The organism is Pseudomonas sp. PAMC 26793, assembly GCF_000313235.1.
Taxonomy (GTDB): domain Bacteria; phylum Pseudomonadota; class Gammaproteobacteria; order Pseudomonadales; family Pseudomonadaceae; genus Aquipseudomonas; species Aquipseudomonas yamanorum.
This window is the reverse complement of sequence record NZ_AMXG01000023.1, coordinates 174094-189609: the sequence shown is the minus strand read 5'-3', so window position 1 is coordinate 189609 and position 15516 is coordinate 174094. Positions and strand designations below refer to the sequence as shown.

15 protein-coding genes are annotated in these 15516 nt (G+C 60.9%); 9 read left to right on the top strand and 6 right to left on the bottom strand.

Annotation, left to right across the window (positions count from 1 at the left end):
* Nucleotides 1–46 precede the first annotated feature (46 nt).
* From epd to fba, 5 genes are all read left to right on the top strand, one after another.
* On the top strand, nt 47–1096 hold the full coding sequence (epd, locus tag D109_RS0108190; protein WP_017476467.1) for an erythrose-4-phosphate dehydrogenase: 1050 nt from the start codon (nt 47–49) through the stop codon (nt 1094–1096).
* A gap of 19 nt (nt 1097–1115) precedes the next feature.
* Entirely contained in the window at nt 1116–2279 is a 1164-nt protein-coding gene (locus tag D109_RS0108185) for a phosphoglycerate kinase (protein WP_017476466.1), read from the top strand.
* A gap of 29 nt (nt 2280–2308) precedes the next feature.
* Nucleotides 2309–2536: a hypothetical protein gene (locus D109_RS0108180; RefSeq protein ID WP_017476465.1), complete on the top strand. Its 228-nt coding sequence runs from the start codon at nt 2309–2311 to the stop codon at nt 2534–2536.
* 60 nt (nt 2537–2596) lie between these two features.
* Nucleotides 2597–2932: an MliC family protein gene (locus tag D109_RS0108175; RefSeq protein WP_017476464.1), complete on the top strand. Its 336-nt coding sequence runs from the start codon at nt 2597–2599 to the stop codon at nt 2930–2932.
* Between the two features lie 125 nt (nt 2933–3057).
* A complete protein-coding gene (gene fba, locus D109_RS0108170; protein WP_003177554.1) occupies nt 3058–4122 on the top strand; it encodes a class II fructose-bisphosphate aldolase in 1065 nt (354 codons plus the stop codon).
* 59 nt (nt 4123–4181) lie between these two features.
* Here fba and D109_RS0108165 read toward each other — a convergent pair whose 3' ends face one another.
* The 3 genes from D109_RS0108165 to D109_RS0108155 all read right to left on the bottom strand — a co-directional run bounded on the left by D109_RS0108165 (nt 4182) and on the right by D109_RS0108155 (nt 6989).
* On the bottom strand, nt 4182–4475 hold the full coding sequence (locus tag D109_RS0108165) for a hypothetical protein (protein WP_017476463.1): 294 nt from the start codon (nt 4473–4475) through the stop codon (nt 4182–4184).
* A gap of 477 nt (nt 4476–4952) precedes the next feature.
* On the bottom strand, nt 4953–6182 hold the full coding sequence (alr, locus tag D109_RS0108160; RefSeq protein ID WP_017476462.1) for an alanine racemase: 1230 nt from the start codon (nt 6180–6182) through the stop codon (nt 4953–4955).
* Nucleotides 6183–6323: 141 nt separating this feature from the next.
* Nucleotides 6324–6989 (bottom strand): polysaccharide lyase family 7 protein, encoded by a 666-nt coding sequence (locus tag D109_RS0108155; RefSeq protein WP_017476461.1) that lies wholly within the window; start codon nt 6987–6989, stop codon nt 6324–6326.
* Nucleotides 6990–7297: 308 nt separating this feature from the next.
* Between D109_RS0108155 and D109_RS0108150 the strand changes: the two genes are divergently transcribed.
* Genes D109_RS0108150 through D109_RS0108140 form a run of 3 tightly spaced genes read left to right on the top strand, consistent with a single transcriptional unit; the run spans nt 7298 to nt 10269 of the window.
* A complete protein-coding gene (locus D109_RS0108150) occupies nt 7298–9409 on the top strand; it encodes a bifunctional diguanylate cyclase/phosphodiesterase (RefSeq protein WP_017476460.1) in 2112 nt (703 codons plus the stop codon).
* Nucleotides 9410–9452: 43 nt separating this feature from the next.
* Entirely contained in the window at nt 9453–9953 is a 501-nt protein-coding gene (locus D109_RS0108145; RefSeq protein WP_010167569.1) for a M48 family metallopeptidase, read from the top strand.
* Between the two features lie 19 nt (nt 9954–9972).
* Nucleotides 9973–10269 (top strand): helix-turn-helix domain-containing protein, encoded by a 297-nt coding sequence (locus tag D109_RS0108140; RefSeq protein ID WP_017476459.1) that lies wholly within the window; start codon nt 9973–9975, stop codon nt 10267–10269.
* 115 nt (nt 10270–10384) lie between these two features.
* Here the strand turns inward: D109_RS0108140 and D109_RS0108135 are convergent, their stop codons facing one another.
* The gene (locus D109_RS0108135) at nt 10385–10837 is read right to left on the bottom strand and encodes a GNAT family N-acetyltransferase (RefSeq protein ID WP_017476458.1); all 453 of its coding nucleotides are present in this window, start codon (nt 10835–10837) and stop codon (nt 10385–10387) included.
* 221 nt (nt 10838–11058) lie between these two features.
* On the opposite strand from D109_RS0108135, the gene D109_RS0108130 reads away from it, so the two are divergent.
* Entirely contained in the window at nt 11059–11796 is a 738-nt protein-coding gene (locus D109_RS0108130; RefSeq protein WP_017476457.1) for an ABC transporter substrate-binding protein, read from the top strand.
* Nucleotides 11797–11900: 104 nt separating this feature from the next.
* Here the strand turns inward: D109_RS0108130 and yccS are convergent, their stop codons facing one another.
* Together yccS and D109_RS0108120 are read right to left on the bottom strand one after the other, a co-directional pair.
* On the bottom strand, nt 11901–14084 hold the full coding sequence (gene yccS / locus D109_RS0108125; RefSeq protein WP_017476456.1) for a YccS family putative transporter: 2184 nt from the start codon (nt 14082–14084) through the stop codon (nt 11901–11903).
* A gap of 219 nt (nt 14085–14303) precedes the next feature.
* Nucleotides 14304–15482: an NAD(P)/FAD-dependent oxidoreductase gene (locus D109_RS0108120; RefSeq protein WP_026077838.1), complete on the bottom strand. Its 1179-nt coding sequence runs from the start codon at nt 15480–15482 to the stop codon at nt 14304–14306.
* Nucleotides 15483–15516: the final 34 nt, after the last annotated feature.

The window sequence follows — 15516 nt, the reverse complement described above, 5'->3', positions numbered from 1 at the left end:
AGGCGGCGGCACATTCGCCCCATTACCCAAGGTAATCGAGAACCCCATGCCTCAACCGCGTCCCTACAAAGTTGCACTCAACGGCTACGGCCGGATTGGTCGTTGCGTCTTGCGTGCTCTGTTCGAGCGAGGGGCGGCGGCCGGGTTTGAAATTGTCGCGATCAACGACCTGGCTGACATGGCCAGCATCGAATACCTGACACGCTTTGACTCCACCCACGGCCGGTTCCCCGGCGAAGTGCGCGTCGAAGACGACTGTCTGCATATCAATGGCAATTGCGTGAAGGTCCTGCGCAGTGCCACCCCCGAGGGCATCGACTGGGCGGCGCTGGGCGTCGACCTGGTGCTGGAATGCTCCGGTGCCTACCACACCCGTGCCGATGGCCAGCGGTTTCTCGACGCCGGCGCGCCGCGGGTCCTGTTCTCCCAGCCGATGGCCAGCGAGGCGGATGTCGACGCCACCATCGTCTACGGCGTGAACCAGGATTGCCTGACCGGCGCTGAATTGCTGGTGTCCAACGCCTCCTGCACCACCAACTGCGGCGTGCCGCTGTTGCGCCTGCTGGACCAGGCGATCGGCCTGGAATACGTGTCGATCACCACCATTCACTCGGCGATGAACGATCAGCCGGTGATCGATGCCTACCACCATGAAGACCTGCGCCGCACGCGTTCGGCGTTTCAGTCAGTGATTCCGGTGTCCACCGGGCTGGCGCGTGGTATCGAGCGACTGTTGCCGGAACTTGCCGGGCGAATCCAGGCCAAAGCCGTACGGGTACCGACGGTGAACGTGTCCTGCCTGGACATCACCCTGCAAACCGTCAGCGACACCGACGCCGGCGAGGTCAACCGGATCCTGCGCGACGCCGCCACCAGCGGCCCGCTCAAAGGCCTGTTGGCCTACACCGAGTTGCCCCACGCCAGCTGTGATTTCAACCATGACCCGCATTCGGCCATCGTCGATGCCAGCCAGACCCGCGTTTCCGGCCCACGGCTGGTGAACATCCTGGCGTGGTTCGACAACGAATGGGGTTTTGCCAACCGTATGCTGGACGTTGCAGAACACTATCTGCAAACAGCCTCTCCACAACTTTAGCTCTCAGGAATTGCCACCCATGACCGTGTTGAAGATGACCGACCTCGATCTGCAAGGTAAGCGCGTACTGATCCGCGAAGACCTCAACGTCCCAGTCAAGGACGGTGTTGTCACCAGCGATGCGCGAATCCTGGCTTCGCTGCCGACCATCAAGCTGGCCCTGGAAAAAGGCGCGGCCGTCATGGTCTGCTCCCACCTGGGTCGCCCGACCGAAGGTGAGGTCTCGGCAGAAAACAGCCTCAAGCCTGTAGCCGAGTACCTGAGCAAGGCCTTGGGCCGTGAGGTGCCGCTGGTTACCGACTACCTGAACGGTGTAGACGTGAAGGCCGGCGACATCGTGCTGTTCGAAAACGTGCGCTTCAACAAGGGCGAGAAAAAGAACAGCGACGAACTGGCCCAGCAATACGCTGCCCTGTGCGACGTGTTCGTGATGGATGCTTTCGGTACTGCTCACCGTGCCGAGGGTTCGACCCACGGCGTGGCCAAGTTTGCCAAAGTTGCTGCAGCTGGCCCGTTGCTGGCGGCTGAGCTGGACGCATTGGGCAAGGCGCTGGGTGCTCCAGCCCAACCGATGGCCGCCATCGTTGCCGGCTCCAAGGTCTCCACCAAGCTCGACGTACTGAACAGCCTGAGCCAGATCTGCAACCAGTTGATCGTCGGCGGCGGCATTGCCAACACCTTCCTGGCCGCTGCCGGTCACCCGGTGGGCAAATCGTTGTACGAGCCGGACCTGCTGGACACCGCCCGCGCCATCGCGGCCAAGGTCAGCGTGCCGCTGCCGGTGGACGTAGTCGTGGCCAAGGAATTCGCTGAAAGCGCCGAAGCCACCGTCAAGCTGATCGCTGATGTGGCCGCCGACGACATGATCCTGGACATCGGCCCGCAAACTGCAGCCAACTTCGCTGAACTGCTGAAGTCGTCCCAGACCATCCTGTGGAACGGTCCGGTTGGCGTGTTCGAGTTCGACCAGTTCGGCAACGGCACCAAAGTGCTGGCCCATGCCATCGCTGAAAGCTCGGCATTCTCCATCGCCGGCGGTGGCGACACCCTGGCAGCCATCGATAAATATGGCGTTGCTGACCAGATCTCCTACATTTCTACCGGTGGTGGTGCATTCCTCGAATTCGTCGAAGGCAAGGTACTGCCGGCTGTCGAAGTGCTGGAAAGCCGAGCGAAGGGCTGAAGCACTTGCTGAGGAAAAGGAGCATTCCGATGATCAAGTCGTTGGCACTGGTGATAGCAGCGGGCGTGTTGGCTGGCTGCGGCAGCACGCCTGAAGCGGCGCCCGAGTCTGAAAAGCCCGGGGCTGAGCCGCGCAAGAGTTGCTACCAGGCTGACTGGCAAGCCGAAACCATGCCGGTGATCAGCAAGCGCATCGGGCCGGACGGCTTGGAGAAATACGACTCTGCGCCCAACGGTCAGGAACAGGGTTGCCCTTGACGGGTCTGATTCACTAACCGACAGCAGCGGTGGCCGCAGGTCGCCGCTTGAGGATTGGCAATGAAAGGCGTTTTCGCCCTGGCAGCACTGGCGTTATTGGCCGGATGCACCAACCTGAACATGTTCGACAAGAAGGCAGAGCCGGTAGACAAGTGGACCACCTGGACGTGTGACAGCCAGGCGCAAGTCAACTGGCGTTTTGCCGACCAAGCCCGCACCCAGGTGGATGTACGCCTCGGCGGCTCAGACCAGGTGTATCGCCTCAAGCAGGACGTGGCGGCTTCGGGCGTGCTGTACAGCGACGGCCAGTTGGCGTTTCACACAAAAGGTGAGGAAGGCCTGGTTTACTGGGTTGCCACCGACGATTTGATCGGGCGCGGCTGTAAAGCACAGTAACTCCGACAGCAATAACGATTCAGCAGGCCAGGCTTTGAAAGCCTGACTTTCAATAACTTGAATAGCAGCCGCCGCTACGGCAGGCTTGCACGATTAACGACCCTCGACCGGGAGAGAGACTCACAATGGCACTTATCAGCATGCGCCAGATGTTGGACCACGCAGCCGAATTCGGCTATGGCGTTCCAGCCTTCAACGTCAACAACCTTGAGCAGATGCGCGCCATCATGGAAGCCGCTGACAAGACTGACTCTCCAGTGATCGTCCAGGCTTCGGCCGGCGCACGCAAATACGCCGGTGCCCCGTTCCTGCGTCACCTGATCCTCGCCGCGATCGAAGAATTCCCGCACATCCCGGTGTGCATGCACCAGGACCACGGCACCAGCCCTGACGTGTGCCAGCGCTCCATCCAGTTGGGCTTCAGCTCGGTGATGATGGACGGTTCCCTGGGCGAAGACGGCAAGACCCCGACCGACTACGAATACAACGTACGCGTTACCCAGCAAACCGTAGCCATGGCTCACGCCTGCGGCGTTTCGGTTGAAGGCGAGCTGGGCTGCCTGGGTTCCCTGGAAACCGGCATGGCCGGTGAAGAAGACGGCATCGGCGCCGAAGGCGTACTGGATCACAGCCAAATGCTGACCGATCCGGAAGAAGCTGCTGACTTCGTGAAAAAGACTCAAGTTGACGCCCTGGCGATCGCCATCGGCACCAGCCACGGCGCCTACAAATTCACCAAGCCACCTACCGGCGACGTGTTGGCCATCGACCGCATCAAGGAAATCCACAAACGCATCCCTAACACCCACCTGGTGATGCACGGTTCTTCCTCGGTACCGCAAGAGTGGCTGGCGATCATCAACCAGTACGGCGGCGACATCAAAGAAACCTACGGCGTGCCGGTTGAAGAAATCGTCGAAGGCATCAAGTACGGTGTACGTAAGGTCAACATCGACACCGACCTGCGCCTGGCCTCTACCGGTGCAATGCGTCGCCTGATGGCTACCAACCCGAGCGAATTTGACCCACGTAAATTCTTCGGCGCTACCGTGACAGCCATGCGTGACGTATGTATCGCGCGTTATGAAGCCTTTGGTACTGCGGGCAACGCTTCGAAGATCAAGCCGATCTCCCTGGAAGCGATGTACCAGCGTTACCTGAAAGGTGAGTTGAACGCTAAGGTCAACTAAGCCTTACGCGTTAATGAAAAGCCCGCAGCGATGCGGGCTTTTTTGTGGCTGAAATTTGATCAGGCGGCTGTGGGTGTGTCGAAGCCGCGGTATTCAATGACGCGGAATACGTCGCTTACGTCCTGCACCAGGATGCGCACGGTGTTGGCCACGTTGTTCAGGTCACGTTCGGCAAAGTCCGGCAGGCTGGAGCAGGCCATCAGGTTGAGGTGTTCGAGGGCGGCGTTGAGGCGTGCACGCAGGCAGGCGTGCAGGTCCGTGAGTGGTGCATCGCTGTCGATCAATAGCACGGGGTATTCGGTGGCTGTTTCGGTGCAAGGGGTGAAACGGCGGGGTGAGAGTTGTGGCTTCACGGCAAATATTCCTCGTATCTAAAAAGGACTACCGCTGTTCGCTGCGAAACGAATGGGTGGTAGCTGTGTGCGGGTTCGCAGACCGAGGATACGAGGAACCCGGCAGACCCGAAGGTCTCCCACACACAGCCACCATAAAATAAACGACGGACGTAGAAGCGCTAGTCGTTGCATTCATGATGCTTGGTTACACACGTATCGTTAGGGCTGCGAAACCCTATCGCCGTTCAATGCCGGCGACGGGGCGAACTATAAGCGGCGCTCCGATTCGCCGCAACGGCCCTGTAGGACACAAAGCCCCTGTGGGAGCTGGGCTTGCCCGCGATGGCGGTGTGTCAGTCGAAGAATAAGTTGGCTGATACACCGCCATCGCGGGCAAGCCCGGCTCCCACAGGGATAAGTGGTGTTTAAGCGATTGTGTTAATCACCGAATGATCCCTCGGTCCATAGGACAGTGCCTACGAGATGTGAGGAGACTTAGTTCTCCACCAGCACCTTCGGATTCGAGTTACCCCACACCGTATACAGATCCGCCAGCAACGCACCGTTGATGTCTTCAACCTCCGCCTGGCTGGTCTCCACCGCGCCCTGCTTGCCGAACAACACCACTTCATCGCCGCTCTTCACGGTCGGTACGTCGGTGACATCCACCATCAGTGTGTTCATCGACACCTTGCCCACCACCGGCACGCGATGGCCGTTGATCAGCACCACGCCTTTGTTGGTAAACGCCCGGCGATAGCCGTCGGAATAACCCACGGTGATGTTCGCCAGTTTCGAATTCCGCGCCAGGGTGTAGGTGCGGTCGTAGCCCACGGTGTTGCCCTTCGGATAGCTGTTGACCGACGCCACGTGGGATTTGAACTGCATCACGCGCTTGTATTCGGTGAACGAGGGCACGGTATCGCCAAACAGCAGGCCGCCCGGACGAACCATGTCCAGCCGCGACTCGGGCACTTCCAGGGTGGCGAAAGAGTTGGCGGCGTGCAGGGTGATTTTGCTGCGGTCGAGCTCGGCGACGCTGATCAGCCAGTTGGCTTGTTCGTTGAACGCTTTGAGGCCGGTGCGCACGTCGGCGGCGTCTTCAACGGCGAAGTGGGTCATGATCGCCGTCACCTGTAGGTTCGGCACCTTGGTAATAGCTACGGCGTCGCGGCGGCCTTGGGCGGTGGTCATTTCCACGCCGTTGCGGCTCATGCCGCTGGAATTCAGGCCCAGGTGCACGACCAGAGGGCGGCCGTGGTTTTCGGCGATCAGGCTGGCGCGCACGGCGAAGTCCAGATTGCCCACCAGCTCTTCGACGTTATACGGCAACGCAGCTTCCAGCTCGCTCAGGGCGGCGGTGCGTACGCGGATCAGTTGGCCCTTGAAGCCGCTTTCACGGACCACGCGGGCTTCTTCGTTGCTGGCGATGCCGACGCAGGGCACCCCCAGTTTGATCACCGAAGGCATCAGCAAACCGATGCCGTGACCGTAGGCATCCGCCTTCAGCACGGCGCAGATTTTCGACTTGTCAGCGAGGCTGGTTTGCAGGGTACGGATATTGTTTTCGAAGGCGACTTTGTTGATTTCGACCCAGGCGTTGCTGTCCTGGATATTGACCTGGGCCACCCCGTCGGCCATCGAGAGGGGCGGGGCGGCGAAGGCCGGGTTTTGCAGCAGTGCCATGCCCAGGGAGAGGGCGAGCAGGGTGCGGGAAAAGGGCATTGGGCAGTCTCCATGACTTTCTTATAGGGGGTAGTGCGCGTGCGCGGCGCCATACTCGGATTGTCCTACAAGAAAGTCGAGACCCTGGGTCGCGGTTCTGTCCTAAAGCGTCGTGGGACCGGTCGCTGAAGCGAATCAGCTTCAGTCGTGGTCTATGTCCAGCTTGGCAAACGTCACCCGGGCGCCTTCCTTGCTGTTGCCGCTGTTGTCCTGCACGTAGGCGCCGGCCTTGAAGTACAGCGGTTGTTTGCCCCACGCAGCGCCGATGCGTTCGTTCCATTGTCCATTGGCGGCGTCGACGCTCAACAATCCGGCCTTGTTCAGGTGGATGACGTAGGTGAAGTCGCGGTCCAGCGGTACGTTTTCGGCGACGATGATCACCCGGCCTTCTGACTCGTCGGGGCGCATGCGCACCTTGGCAACGATGTTGCCGGTCTGGGTTTTTTCCTTGTATTGGTACTCGACCTTGATCAGGGGCTTCTGGCTTTCGTAGGCGTGGATTTGACCGATCACCACCTTGCCGGACGACGGCACCTTGTTGACCGCCAACGTGGCGCGCAGGTAGTTGTCGGCGTCGCTGTACAGCCAGTTGCGCAGGCGGCCGTCGGCGTAGGTTTCCCGCAGTTCGCTGCGAGGATAAACGGCGTTCTCGGTACGCGTGCCGGTGACCGGCGTCCAGAATTGCACGCTGCTGCCTTCGGCCTGGAAGTATTGGTCGTTGAACCCGCTGAGCAGTTTCGGGGTGTCGATGGTGGAGGGCGGGGAGCCGACGGGGATGCTCAGGTTCCAGGTGGACAGATCAATCATTGAATACGCCTTTAACGGGGAGAGAAGGCCTTGGCTCGGGGGCCGGCACTTTCTTTATAGGTGGCTCGAAATGGATTGTTAATGATTTTGTGGCGGTTTGTTGGCGTCAGCTAAATGTCAAAAAGCCATGTTTCCCGTAAACCGCGGGCTGTAGACACTGACCGTTAGTCGGTTGTCTGGACTTTGGCGCGATGATGGCACCGTCGTGGCTTCTGCTTTATGGGATCCAGGGATAGAGTGAGTCCTTATTGTTCATCCGGTTTTGTCGCAAAAATGACCGGAGTGACGCCGACGAAAGAGAAGCAGCAATGGAATGCGCTCCAATCAAGCCTCGCGATGGTTGTTCAGTGCTTTTGGTGGTCGATGACTATCCCGAGAACCTGATCAGCATGCGTGCACTATTGCAGCGTGAAGACTGGTATGTGGTGACGGCGGCGTCCGGGATTGAAGCCCTGGGATTACTGCTGGAGCATGACGTCGACCTCGTGTTGCTGGATGTGATGATGCCCGGCATGGATGGCTTTGAAGTCGCCCGGCTGATGCGCGGCAGCCAGCGCACGCAAATGACCCCAATCATCTTTCTCAGCGCCCACGCCCAATCCGCGGCGGCGGTGCTGGAAGGCTATGCCAGCGGCGCGATCGATTACCTGCTCAAACCCTTCGACCCCAATATCCTCAAGCCCAAGGTCCAGGCCCTGCTGGAGCACCAGCGTAACCGCCGGGCCTTGCAGCGCCTGACTCATGACCTGGAGTCAGCCCGGGCCTTCAATGCTTCGGTGCTCGACAACGCCGCCGAAGGCATCCTGGTGGTGGGCGAGGACGGCGTGATCAGCTACGCCAACCCGGCGATTTCGCGGCTGCTGAATGCGCCGGTCGCCGAGTTGCAGGGCGCCGAGTTCCTCGCTTTTTTGCAAAAGCCCCACGTGCCTGGCTGGCCCGACTCGGCCTTATACGAAGGCTACAAGCGCGGCGAAACCTGGCGCCTGCACGACGCGATCTTGCGCACCGCGCCCGGCCAGCAACTGCCGGTGGCGATGTCCTGCGCGCCGTTGCCGGCCGAGCAGAAAGCCATGGTGGTGACGGTGCTGGACATGTCCGAGGTGCGCCATCTGCATCAGCAGCTGGAGTTCCAGGCGGTTACCGACCCGCTGACCGGCTTGCTCAACCGGCGCGGGTTTCACCAGGCGGTGGACAATGTGTTGTTGCGCAGCGAGCGTAGCGAACAGTCGCTGGTGCTGCTGTACCTGGACCTCGACGGGTTCAAGCGGGTCAATGATTCCTTGGGGCACGACGCCGGTGACCGGGTGCTGCGCTGGGTTTCGGAGCAGTTGAAGGCGTGCCTGCGCTCCTACGACATTCTTGGCCGCATGGGCGGGGATGAATTCACCGCGCTGCTGGAGCTGGAATTCCCGGAGCAGGCGGCCAAGATTGCGGAAAAATTGATCGAGCGGGTGTCGATCTGTCAGCAGGTCGACGGTTTGGATGTGATGCTGGGCGTCAGTATCGGCATCGCCACCTTCCCGGACTGCGGCTCGGACCTCAACGGCCTGCTGCGGGCTGCGGACGTCGCCATGTACGAGGCCAAGCGCGCCGGGCGTCAGCAATATCGCTATTACGACCAGGAAATGAACGGCCGGGCTCGCTCGCGGCTGATGCTCGAAGACAGCGTGCGCAACGCCATCGACAGCAAGGATTTCACCCTGGTGTACCAGCCGCAGGTCTCGCTGCACGACGGTCACTTGCGGGGTGTCGAAGCGCTATTGCGCTGGCAGCATCCGAGTGTCGGCGATGTGCCGCCGGGCCTGTTTTTGCCGTTGCTGGAAGAGGCGCGGCTGATCAGCCAACTGAGCTCCTGGATCTATCAGCAGGTGGCCGCCCAGCGGCAGGAATGGAAGGCGGTGTTCAGCGACGGGCTGGTACTGAGCGTGAGCTTGAGCAGCAGCCAGTTCAACATGCCGAACCTGGCCAGCCAGCTGCAGCAGGTGCTGGAGCGACATGGGCTGCAGGGCCGGCAGCTTGAGGTGGAGATCAGCGAAGAAAGCCTAATGCACAACCTGGACGAGTCCACCAAGCAGCTCAAGCTGTTGCGCCGGGCAGGGGTGCGGATCGCCCTCGATGACTTCGGCGCGGGCAACTGCTCGCTGGCGCACCTGCGGGATCTGGAGTTCGACACCCTCAAGCTCGACCCGAAGCTGGTGGCCCGCCTGCCAGGCTCATCCCGGGACGCGGCAATGGCGCGGAGCATTATCGAACTGTGCCGGTACTTCGACCTGCTGGTGATTGCCGAGGGCGTCGAGACCCAGGAGCAAGCGGAGTGGCTAAAGGCCAATGGTTGCCAGTTCATCCAGGGGCCGCAGATAGCGCCACCGTTGATGGCCGATGAAATTGCCGACTGGCACCTGCGCGCAGCGTTGCGCTGAATTCGCTACACTGGCGCCCATTCAAATACCCGTTGTTGACCCCATGACCGCGCTGAAATACCTCCAGGCCTACCCCGCAGCATTGCAGGAGCAAGTGCGCCAGTTGATTGCCAAAGATCAACTGGGCGACTACCTGACCCAGCGCTACCCCGAACGTCATGGCGTACAGAGTGACAAAGCCCTGTACAGCTACGCCCAGGCCCTGAAGCAGGAACACCTGCGCAACGCCCCGGCCATCGACAAAGTGCTGTTCGATAACCGCCTGGACCTGACCCACCGCGCCCTCGGCCTGCACACCACCATCTCCCGGGTGCAGGGTGGCAACCTCAAGTCGAAGAAAGAAATCCGCATCGCTTCACTGTTCAAGGAAGCCGCGCCGGAGTTTTTGCGCATGATCGTGGTACACGAACTGGCGCACTTCAAGGAGTCGGACCACAACAAGGCGTTCTACAAACTCTGTGAATACATGCTGCCGGGCTACCATCAGGTGGAATTCGACCTGCGGGTTTACCTGACCTGGCGCGACCTGCAGGGCAAGCCCTAACCTTCAAAGGCGATCGAGCATGGATGTGAGCAAGACCAAAAGCAGCTTCTACCGGCGCCTGTATGTGGCGTATCTGATCGACAGCCAGTTGGCCAGCAGCGTCCCGGCATTGACCGAAGTGACGGGCATGCCCCGACGCACTGCCCAGGACACCATTGCGGCGTTGGCGGACCTGGACATTGTGTGTGAGTTTGAGCAGGAAGACGGCGCTCGCAACCATGCCGGGCGCTATCAGATTCGTGATTGGGGCGCGATTGATCGGCGCTGGATCGAGGCGAACCTGGCGAGCATTAAACAGGTGTTGGGTTACCCCTGAAGGCTTGTGGTGACCGGGCTGACGCCTTCGCGAGCAAGCCCGCTCCCACCTTTAATCGCGCCCTACCTTTGGAATGCGCTCGAATGTGGGAGCGGGCTTGCTCGCGAAGAGGCCCTCATGCCCGGCGCATGCCTATATGTGGAATGTCATCCTCAAGGTATTCCTCGCCCGCCACCACAAACCCGTACCGCCCGTAATACCCCTGCAAATGCGCCTGGGCCGACAAATAGATCGGTACTTCGGGCCACTGTTTCTCTGCCTGCCTGAGGGCTTCATCCATCATCTGGTGGCCCAGCCCGGTGCCTCGTGCACTCGGTGCCACGATCACCCGGCCGATCACCACATCGCCGCCCTGGGATTCAGGATCCAGCAGGCGCAGGTAGGCCTGCAATTGACCGTCGCTCCAGGCCATCAGGTGATGGGTGTCACCGTCCAGGTCCTGGCCATCGATGTCCTGGTACACGCATTTCTGCTCGACAACGAAGACCTCCGAGCGCAGGCGCAAAATGGCGTACAGCTGCTCCTTGCCCAGATCACTGTGGTGTTTGCAGACCCATTCGACTGTCATGGTGTTCTCTCGGCTAATTGTCTGCTCAGGATAGTAAGCGCGTGGGAGGCGGGTGTCTAAATTGCGCCGTTTTTGTGAGTGAGATCAAATTGCCACTATTCTGTGCATGCGCCGCTGCCGTCTTTGTGTAATCTGCGGTACAGGCTCATTGATGAGCTACTGTTAAACCCTCGGGTTCAACCCTGAGGTCTGGCCATCGAACGCCCGCCAAGGACTTAAGCATGCCGCGATTTTCTCGTGCCGTTGCTTTGATCGGTTTGTTGTTGCTGGCCCAGATGGCGGCGGCAGAACGTTTGCGCCTGGTGGCAGATGCCTGGCCGCCGTTTACCGATGCCACCCTGATCAATGGCGGGTTGGCCACCGACATCGTCACCACCGCCCTGGCCCGCGCCGGCTACGCCAGTGACTTTGAACAGGTGCCCTGGGCTCGCGCGCTGATGGGGGTAGGCGATGGGCGTTACGACGTACTCATCAACGCCTGGTACGACGACGCGCGAACTCAGCTGGGGCAGTTTTCCGACGAATACTTGCTCAATCGGGTGCTGTTTCTAAAGCGTCGGGATGACCCGATCGAGTACCAGAAGCTGGAGCAATTGCACGACTATCCCGTCGCGGTGGTGCGTGGGTACGCTTATTCGGCGGCGTTCGACGCCGATGTGCAATTGCAGAAAGTCCCGGTGCATAACTTCGCCATGGCCATGCGCATGTTGGCGGCACGGCGGGTGCGGCTGACGGTGGAAGATGAGTTCGTCGCCCGCTACTACCTGGCGCGGGAGTCCGCCACGGTGCGCAACGCGGTGGAGTTTTTACCGGTACCGTTGAGCGAAAACAGCCTGCACATTCTGGTCAGCCTGAAAAATCCGCAGCATGAGCAGATTGTTGCCGGGTTTGATCGGGAGATTGCCAGGATGAAAGTGGATGGCAGTTATGCGCGGTTGATGAAGCAGCATGGGATGTAGTGAGGCTAATGGCCCCTTCGCGAGCAAGCCCGCTCCCACATTCGATCGCATTCCAAAGGTGGAACTCGGTCAAATGTGGGAGCGGGCTTGCTCGCGAAAGGGGTTCAGGCTTCGCTGGTGTCTTTGATCAGGTGAGCCGCCAACGTGCGCAATGGCCCCAGTTGCCGGCAGATCAACGCCAATTGCGTCTGCACCAGCCGCTGCCCTTCGTCAATTTCATCCGGCATCTGCTCCAGATCCACCGCCAAGGCTTCTTCCGCATCACTCTGAATCGCGATCGGCTGCTTGTTGGCCAGTCCCGTGGCGATCTCGTCGATGCTCGCCGCCAGCGTCTTCCCGGCGCCTTCGATCAAGTGCTCGCGCACCTCCGCCGGCAATTGGGTTTCCCGGTGGGCACCCAGGCCAGAAAGGTAGCTGAGCAGCGTGTGTGACAGCACCAGGAACCTGAACCCCACATCTGCCTCCTTACGGAAATGCCCCGGCTCCATCAGCATATTCGCCAGGGTGGTGGACAGTGCGGCGTCGGCGTTGTGGGCGTTGCGCCGGGCCAGGCGGTAAGCCAGGTCGTCGCTTTTGCCGGCGGCGTACTGCTGCATGATCTGGCGCAGATAGATGCTGTTGCAGGTCAGGGTGTTGGCCAGCACCTTGTTCAGGCGTCGACCCTGCCAGTCCGGCAGGAACAGGAACACTGCCAGCCCGGCGATCAGGCTGCCGAGCAAGGTATCGAACAGCCGTGGCAGGAACAGCCCGTAGCCGTCGCCCACCTGGTTGAAGCAGAACAGCACCATCAGCGTGATCGCGGCAGTCGCCAGGGTGTAGCGCGTGGTGCGGTTGATAAAGAACACCAGGCCGGCGGCAATGGCGAACATCGACTGGATCAGCGGGTTGGGGAACAGGTCGAACAGCGCCCAGGCGATGGTCAGGCCGATGGCGGTGCCGATGATCCGCTGTCCCAGTTTGCGCCGGGTGGCGCCGTAGTTCGGCTGGCACACGAACAGGGTGGTGAGGATGATCCAGTAGCCCTGGGACGGGTGAATCAAATGCACCATCCAATAGCCGATACTCAGTGCCAGGGGCAGGCGCAGGGCGTGGCGGAACAGCAAGGAGGTTGGTGTCAGCTGCGTGCGCAGGCGGATCCACATCTCCTTGAGGTTGCGCGGTGCACGGTCCAGCAGGCTGCTGTCCGTGGCGTCGGCCAGGCTGTCGGGGTTGGCGGCGTCGCCCAGCAGGCGGTCCAGGGTCGACAGGTTGGCGGCCAGGGCGCGCAGGGAGCGCAGCAGGCCGCGCCAGGCCGGGTTGCTCTGGATGCGCAGGTGTTCCAGGGAGGCATTCAGGTCGCCCAGGGCTTCGGCAAAGCTGTCGTCATAGACGAAGGGCTGGCGCATCTGGATCGATTCGGCGAGGGTCTGGCAGGCCTTGCCTTGCTGGCGCAGCAGGCGCTGACAGCGGAACAGTACGTCGCTGTGGAAGAAGGCCTCGGCGAGTGCGTTGTAAGGGTAGTGGGAGGAGCTGGCGCGTTCGTGGATGTCCTGGGCCAGGAAATACAGCTTGAGGTAGCGGCTGACCTTGGAGCCCGGACGGCCATTGCCGACCCGGTGCAGGATGATCTCTTTGGCGGCATTCAGCGCTGCCACCACCCGGCCGTTTTGCTGCGCCAGTTCCAGGCGCCGGGCTTCCACATCCAGCTGGCGGATCGGTTCGAACAATGAGGACTTGAGCTTGAGGTAGCGCCCCAGCTCACGAAACAGTCGTGCCAGGCTCTGCTGCACCGGCTGGTTGGAAAACAGCACCTGCCACAGCACCGACAGCGCGCCATACCACGCGGCACCGGCCACCAGCAGCAAGGGTTCATGCCAGAAGTCGGTGACCGCACCACCGCGTTGGTCCACGCCGATCATGGTGTAGACCGAGAGAATCAGGGTGGCCGAGGCGATCGCCCCATAACGCTCCCCCAGCGCACCGAGCATGGTCAGGCCGAAGCTGGAGAGCGCCAGGAAGATCGCGAAGATCCAGGGATAGGGGAAGAGCAGTTCGACGGACAGTGCCGCGGTGCTGAAGCACACCAGTGTCACGGCCAGGGCGTTGAGCCGGCCCTGCCAGTTGTCATCGGTCTCGGCGAGGGCGCTGGCGATAATCCCCAGGAACAGCGGGATCAGCAGCGCCATCTCATTCTGGTACCAGCACAGCGCCATGCTGCCGGTCAGGGCGATGAATACCCGTACGCTGTAACTGAACTTATCCAGTGCCCAAAGGCGCCGCATGGACTGCTTGAAGGAGGTCGATGACATGAAGTCTGGGGTCTTCCGGGACGATGCCGCTAAATTGAGCCAGTAATGACGCCACGGCAAGCGTGGCGATCACATCTGAGAGCAAAATATGTTCCGGGCCCGACATTATCAATGTGGGAGCGGGCTTGCTCGCGAAGGCGGTGTATCAGTCACTGATGTATTAGCTGACACTCCGCCTTCGCGAGCAAGCCCGCTCCCACATTTTTTTACCGCGTTGCTTCAGGCAAATTGGGCAGCGGCATACCCGGAGGCCCACGCCCACTGGAAATTGAACCCGCCCAGGTGACCGGTCACATCCAACACTTCGCCGATGAAGTACAAACCGGGGCTTTTCAGGGACTCCATGGTCTTGGACGAAACCTCCCGGGTGTCCACGCCACCCAGGGTGACCTCGGCGGTGCGATAGCCTTCAGTGCCCGCCGGCACCAACTGCCAGCTCCCCAGTTTGCTGGCGATGTCGGCAATCTCGGCGTGGGTGTACTGCTTCATCGGCTTGGAAACGAACCAGGTTTCGGCCAGCAGGTTGGCCATCTTCTTGGTGAAGATCTCACCCAGCAGGGTTTTCAGCTCGCTGTTCGGGCGCTCCACCTGTTGCGCTTGCAGCCAGGTGTGGGCGTCGTGGTCGGGCAGCAGGTTGATTTCCACGGTGTCGCCGGGTTCCCAGTAGGAGGAAATCTGCAGGATCGCCGGCCCGCTCAGGCCGCGGTGGGTAAACAGGATGTTCTCGCGAAAGCTCTGGTCGTTGCAGCTCACCAGGCAATCCACGGACGTACCGGATAACTCACCGCACAACTCCTTGAGCTGATCGGTGATGGTGAACGGCACCAGCCCGGCCCGGGTCGGCAGCAGTTCATGGCCGAACTGCTTGGCTACCTGGTAACCAAAGCCGGTGGCGCCCAGGGTCGGGATCGACAGGCCGCCGGTGGCGATCACCAGCGATTCGCAGCGCAACTCACCCAGGGTGGTTTGCAACTGATAGCCGCCATCGACCTTGGCAATCTCCTGCACCGAGGTGTCCAGGTGCATGCTCACCCCGACCTGGATGCACTCATCCAGCAGCATCCCGAGGATGTCGCTGGACTTGTTGTCGCAGAACAGCTGGCCGAGTTTCTTCTCGTGGTACGGCACGCCGTGCTTGGCCACCAGCGCGATGAAATCCCACTGGGTGTAGCGGGCCAGGGCGGACTTGCAGAAGTGCGCGTTGTGGGAGAGGAAGTTGGCAGGCTCCGTGTACATATTGGTGAAGTTGCAGCGGCCACCGCCGGACATCAGGATCTTTTTGCCGGCCTTGTTCGCGTGGTCGATCAACATCACCTTGCGCCCACGGCCGGCGGCGGTCAGTGCACACATCAAGCCTGCGGCGCCGGCGCCAATGATCACAACTTCGGTCGAGCGCACAGCCATGTCCTCATACAAATTCTGAATTGGAATA

Excerpts from the sequence above, each read along its gene's own strand:
- epd (WP_017476467.1), top strand. The coding sequence starts at position 47 with ATGCCTCAACCGCGTCCCTACAAAGTTGCACTCAACGGCTACGGCCGG.
- D109_RS0108185 (WP_017476466.1), top strand. The coding sequence starts at position 1,116 with ATGACCGTGTTGAAGATGACCGACCTCGATCTGCAAGGTAAGCGCGTA.
- D109_RS0108180 (WP_017476465.1), top strand. The coding sequence starts at position 2,309 with ATGATCAAGTCGTTGGCACTGGTGATAGCAGCGGGCGTGTTGGCTGGC.
- D109_RS0108175 (WP_017476464.1), top strand. The coding sequence starts at position 2,597 with ATGAAAGGCGTTTTCGCCCTGGCAGCACTGGCGTTATTGGCCGGATGC.
- fba (WP_003177554.1), top strand. The coding sequence starts at position 3,058 with ATGGCACTTATCAGCATGCGCCAGATGTTGGACCACGCAGCCGAATTC.
- alr (WP_017476462.1), bottom strand. The coding sequence starts at position 6,182 with ATGCCCTTTTCCCGCACCCTGCTCGCCCTCTCCCTGGGCATGGCACTG.
- D109_RS0108155 (WP_017476461.1), bottom strand. The coding sequence starts at position 6,989 with ATGATTGATCTGTCCACCTGGAACCTGAGCATCCCCGTCGGCTCCCCG.
- D109_RS0108150 (WP_017476460.1), top strand. The coding sequence starts at position 7,298 with ATGGAATGCGCTCCAATCAAGCCTCGCGATGGTTGTTCAGTGCTTTTG.
- D109_RS0108145 (WP_010167569.1), top strand. The coding sequence starts at position 9,453 with ATGACCGCGCTGAAATACCTCCAGGCCTACCCCGCAGCATTGCAGGAG.
- D109_RS0108140 (WP_017476459.1), top strand. The coding sequence starts at position 9,973 with ATGGATGTGAGCAAGACCAAAAGCAGCTTCTACCGGCGCCTGTATGTG.
- D109_RS0108135 (WP_017476458.1), bottom strand. The coding sequence starts at position 10,837 with ATGACAGTCGAATGGGTCTGCAAACACCACAGTGATCTGGGCAAGGAG.
- D109_RS0108130 (WP_017476457.1), top strand. The coding sequence starts at position 11,059 with ATGCCGCGATTTTCTCGTGCCGTTGCTTTGATCGGTTTGTTGTTGCTG.
- yccS (WP_017476456.1), bottom strand. The coding sequence starts at position 14,084 with ATGTCATCGACCTCCTTCAAGCAGTCCATGCGGCGCCTTTGGGCACTG.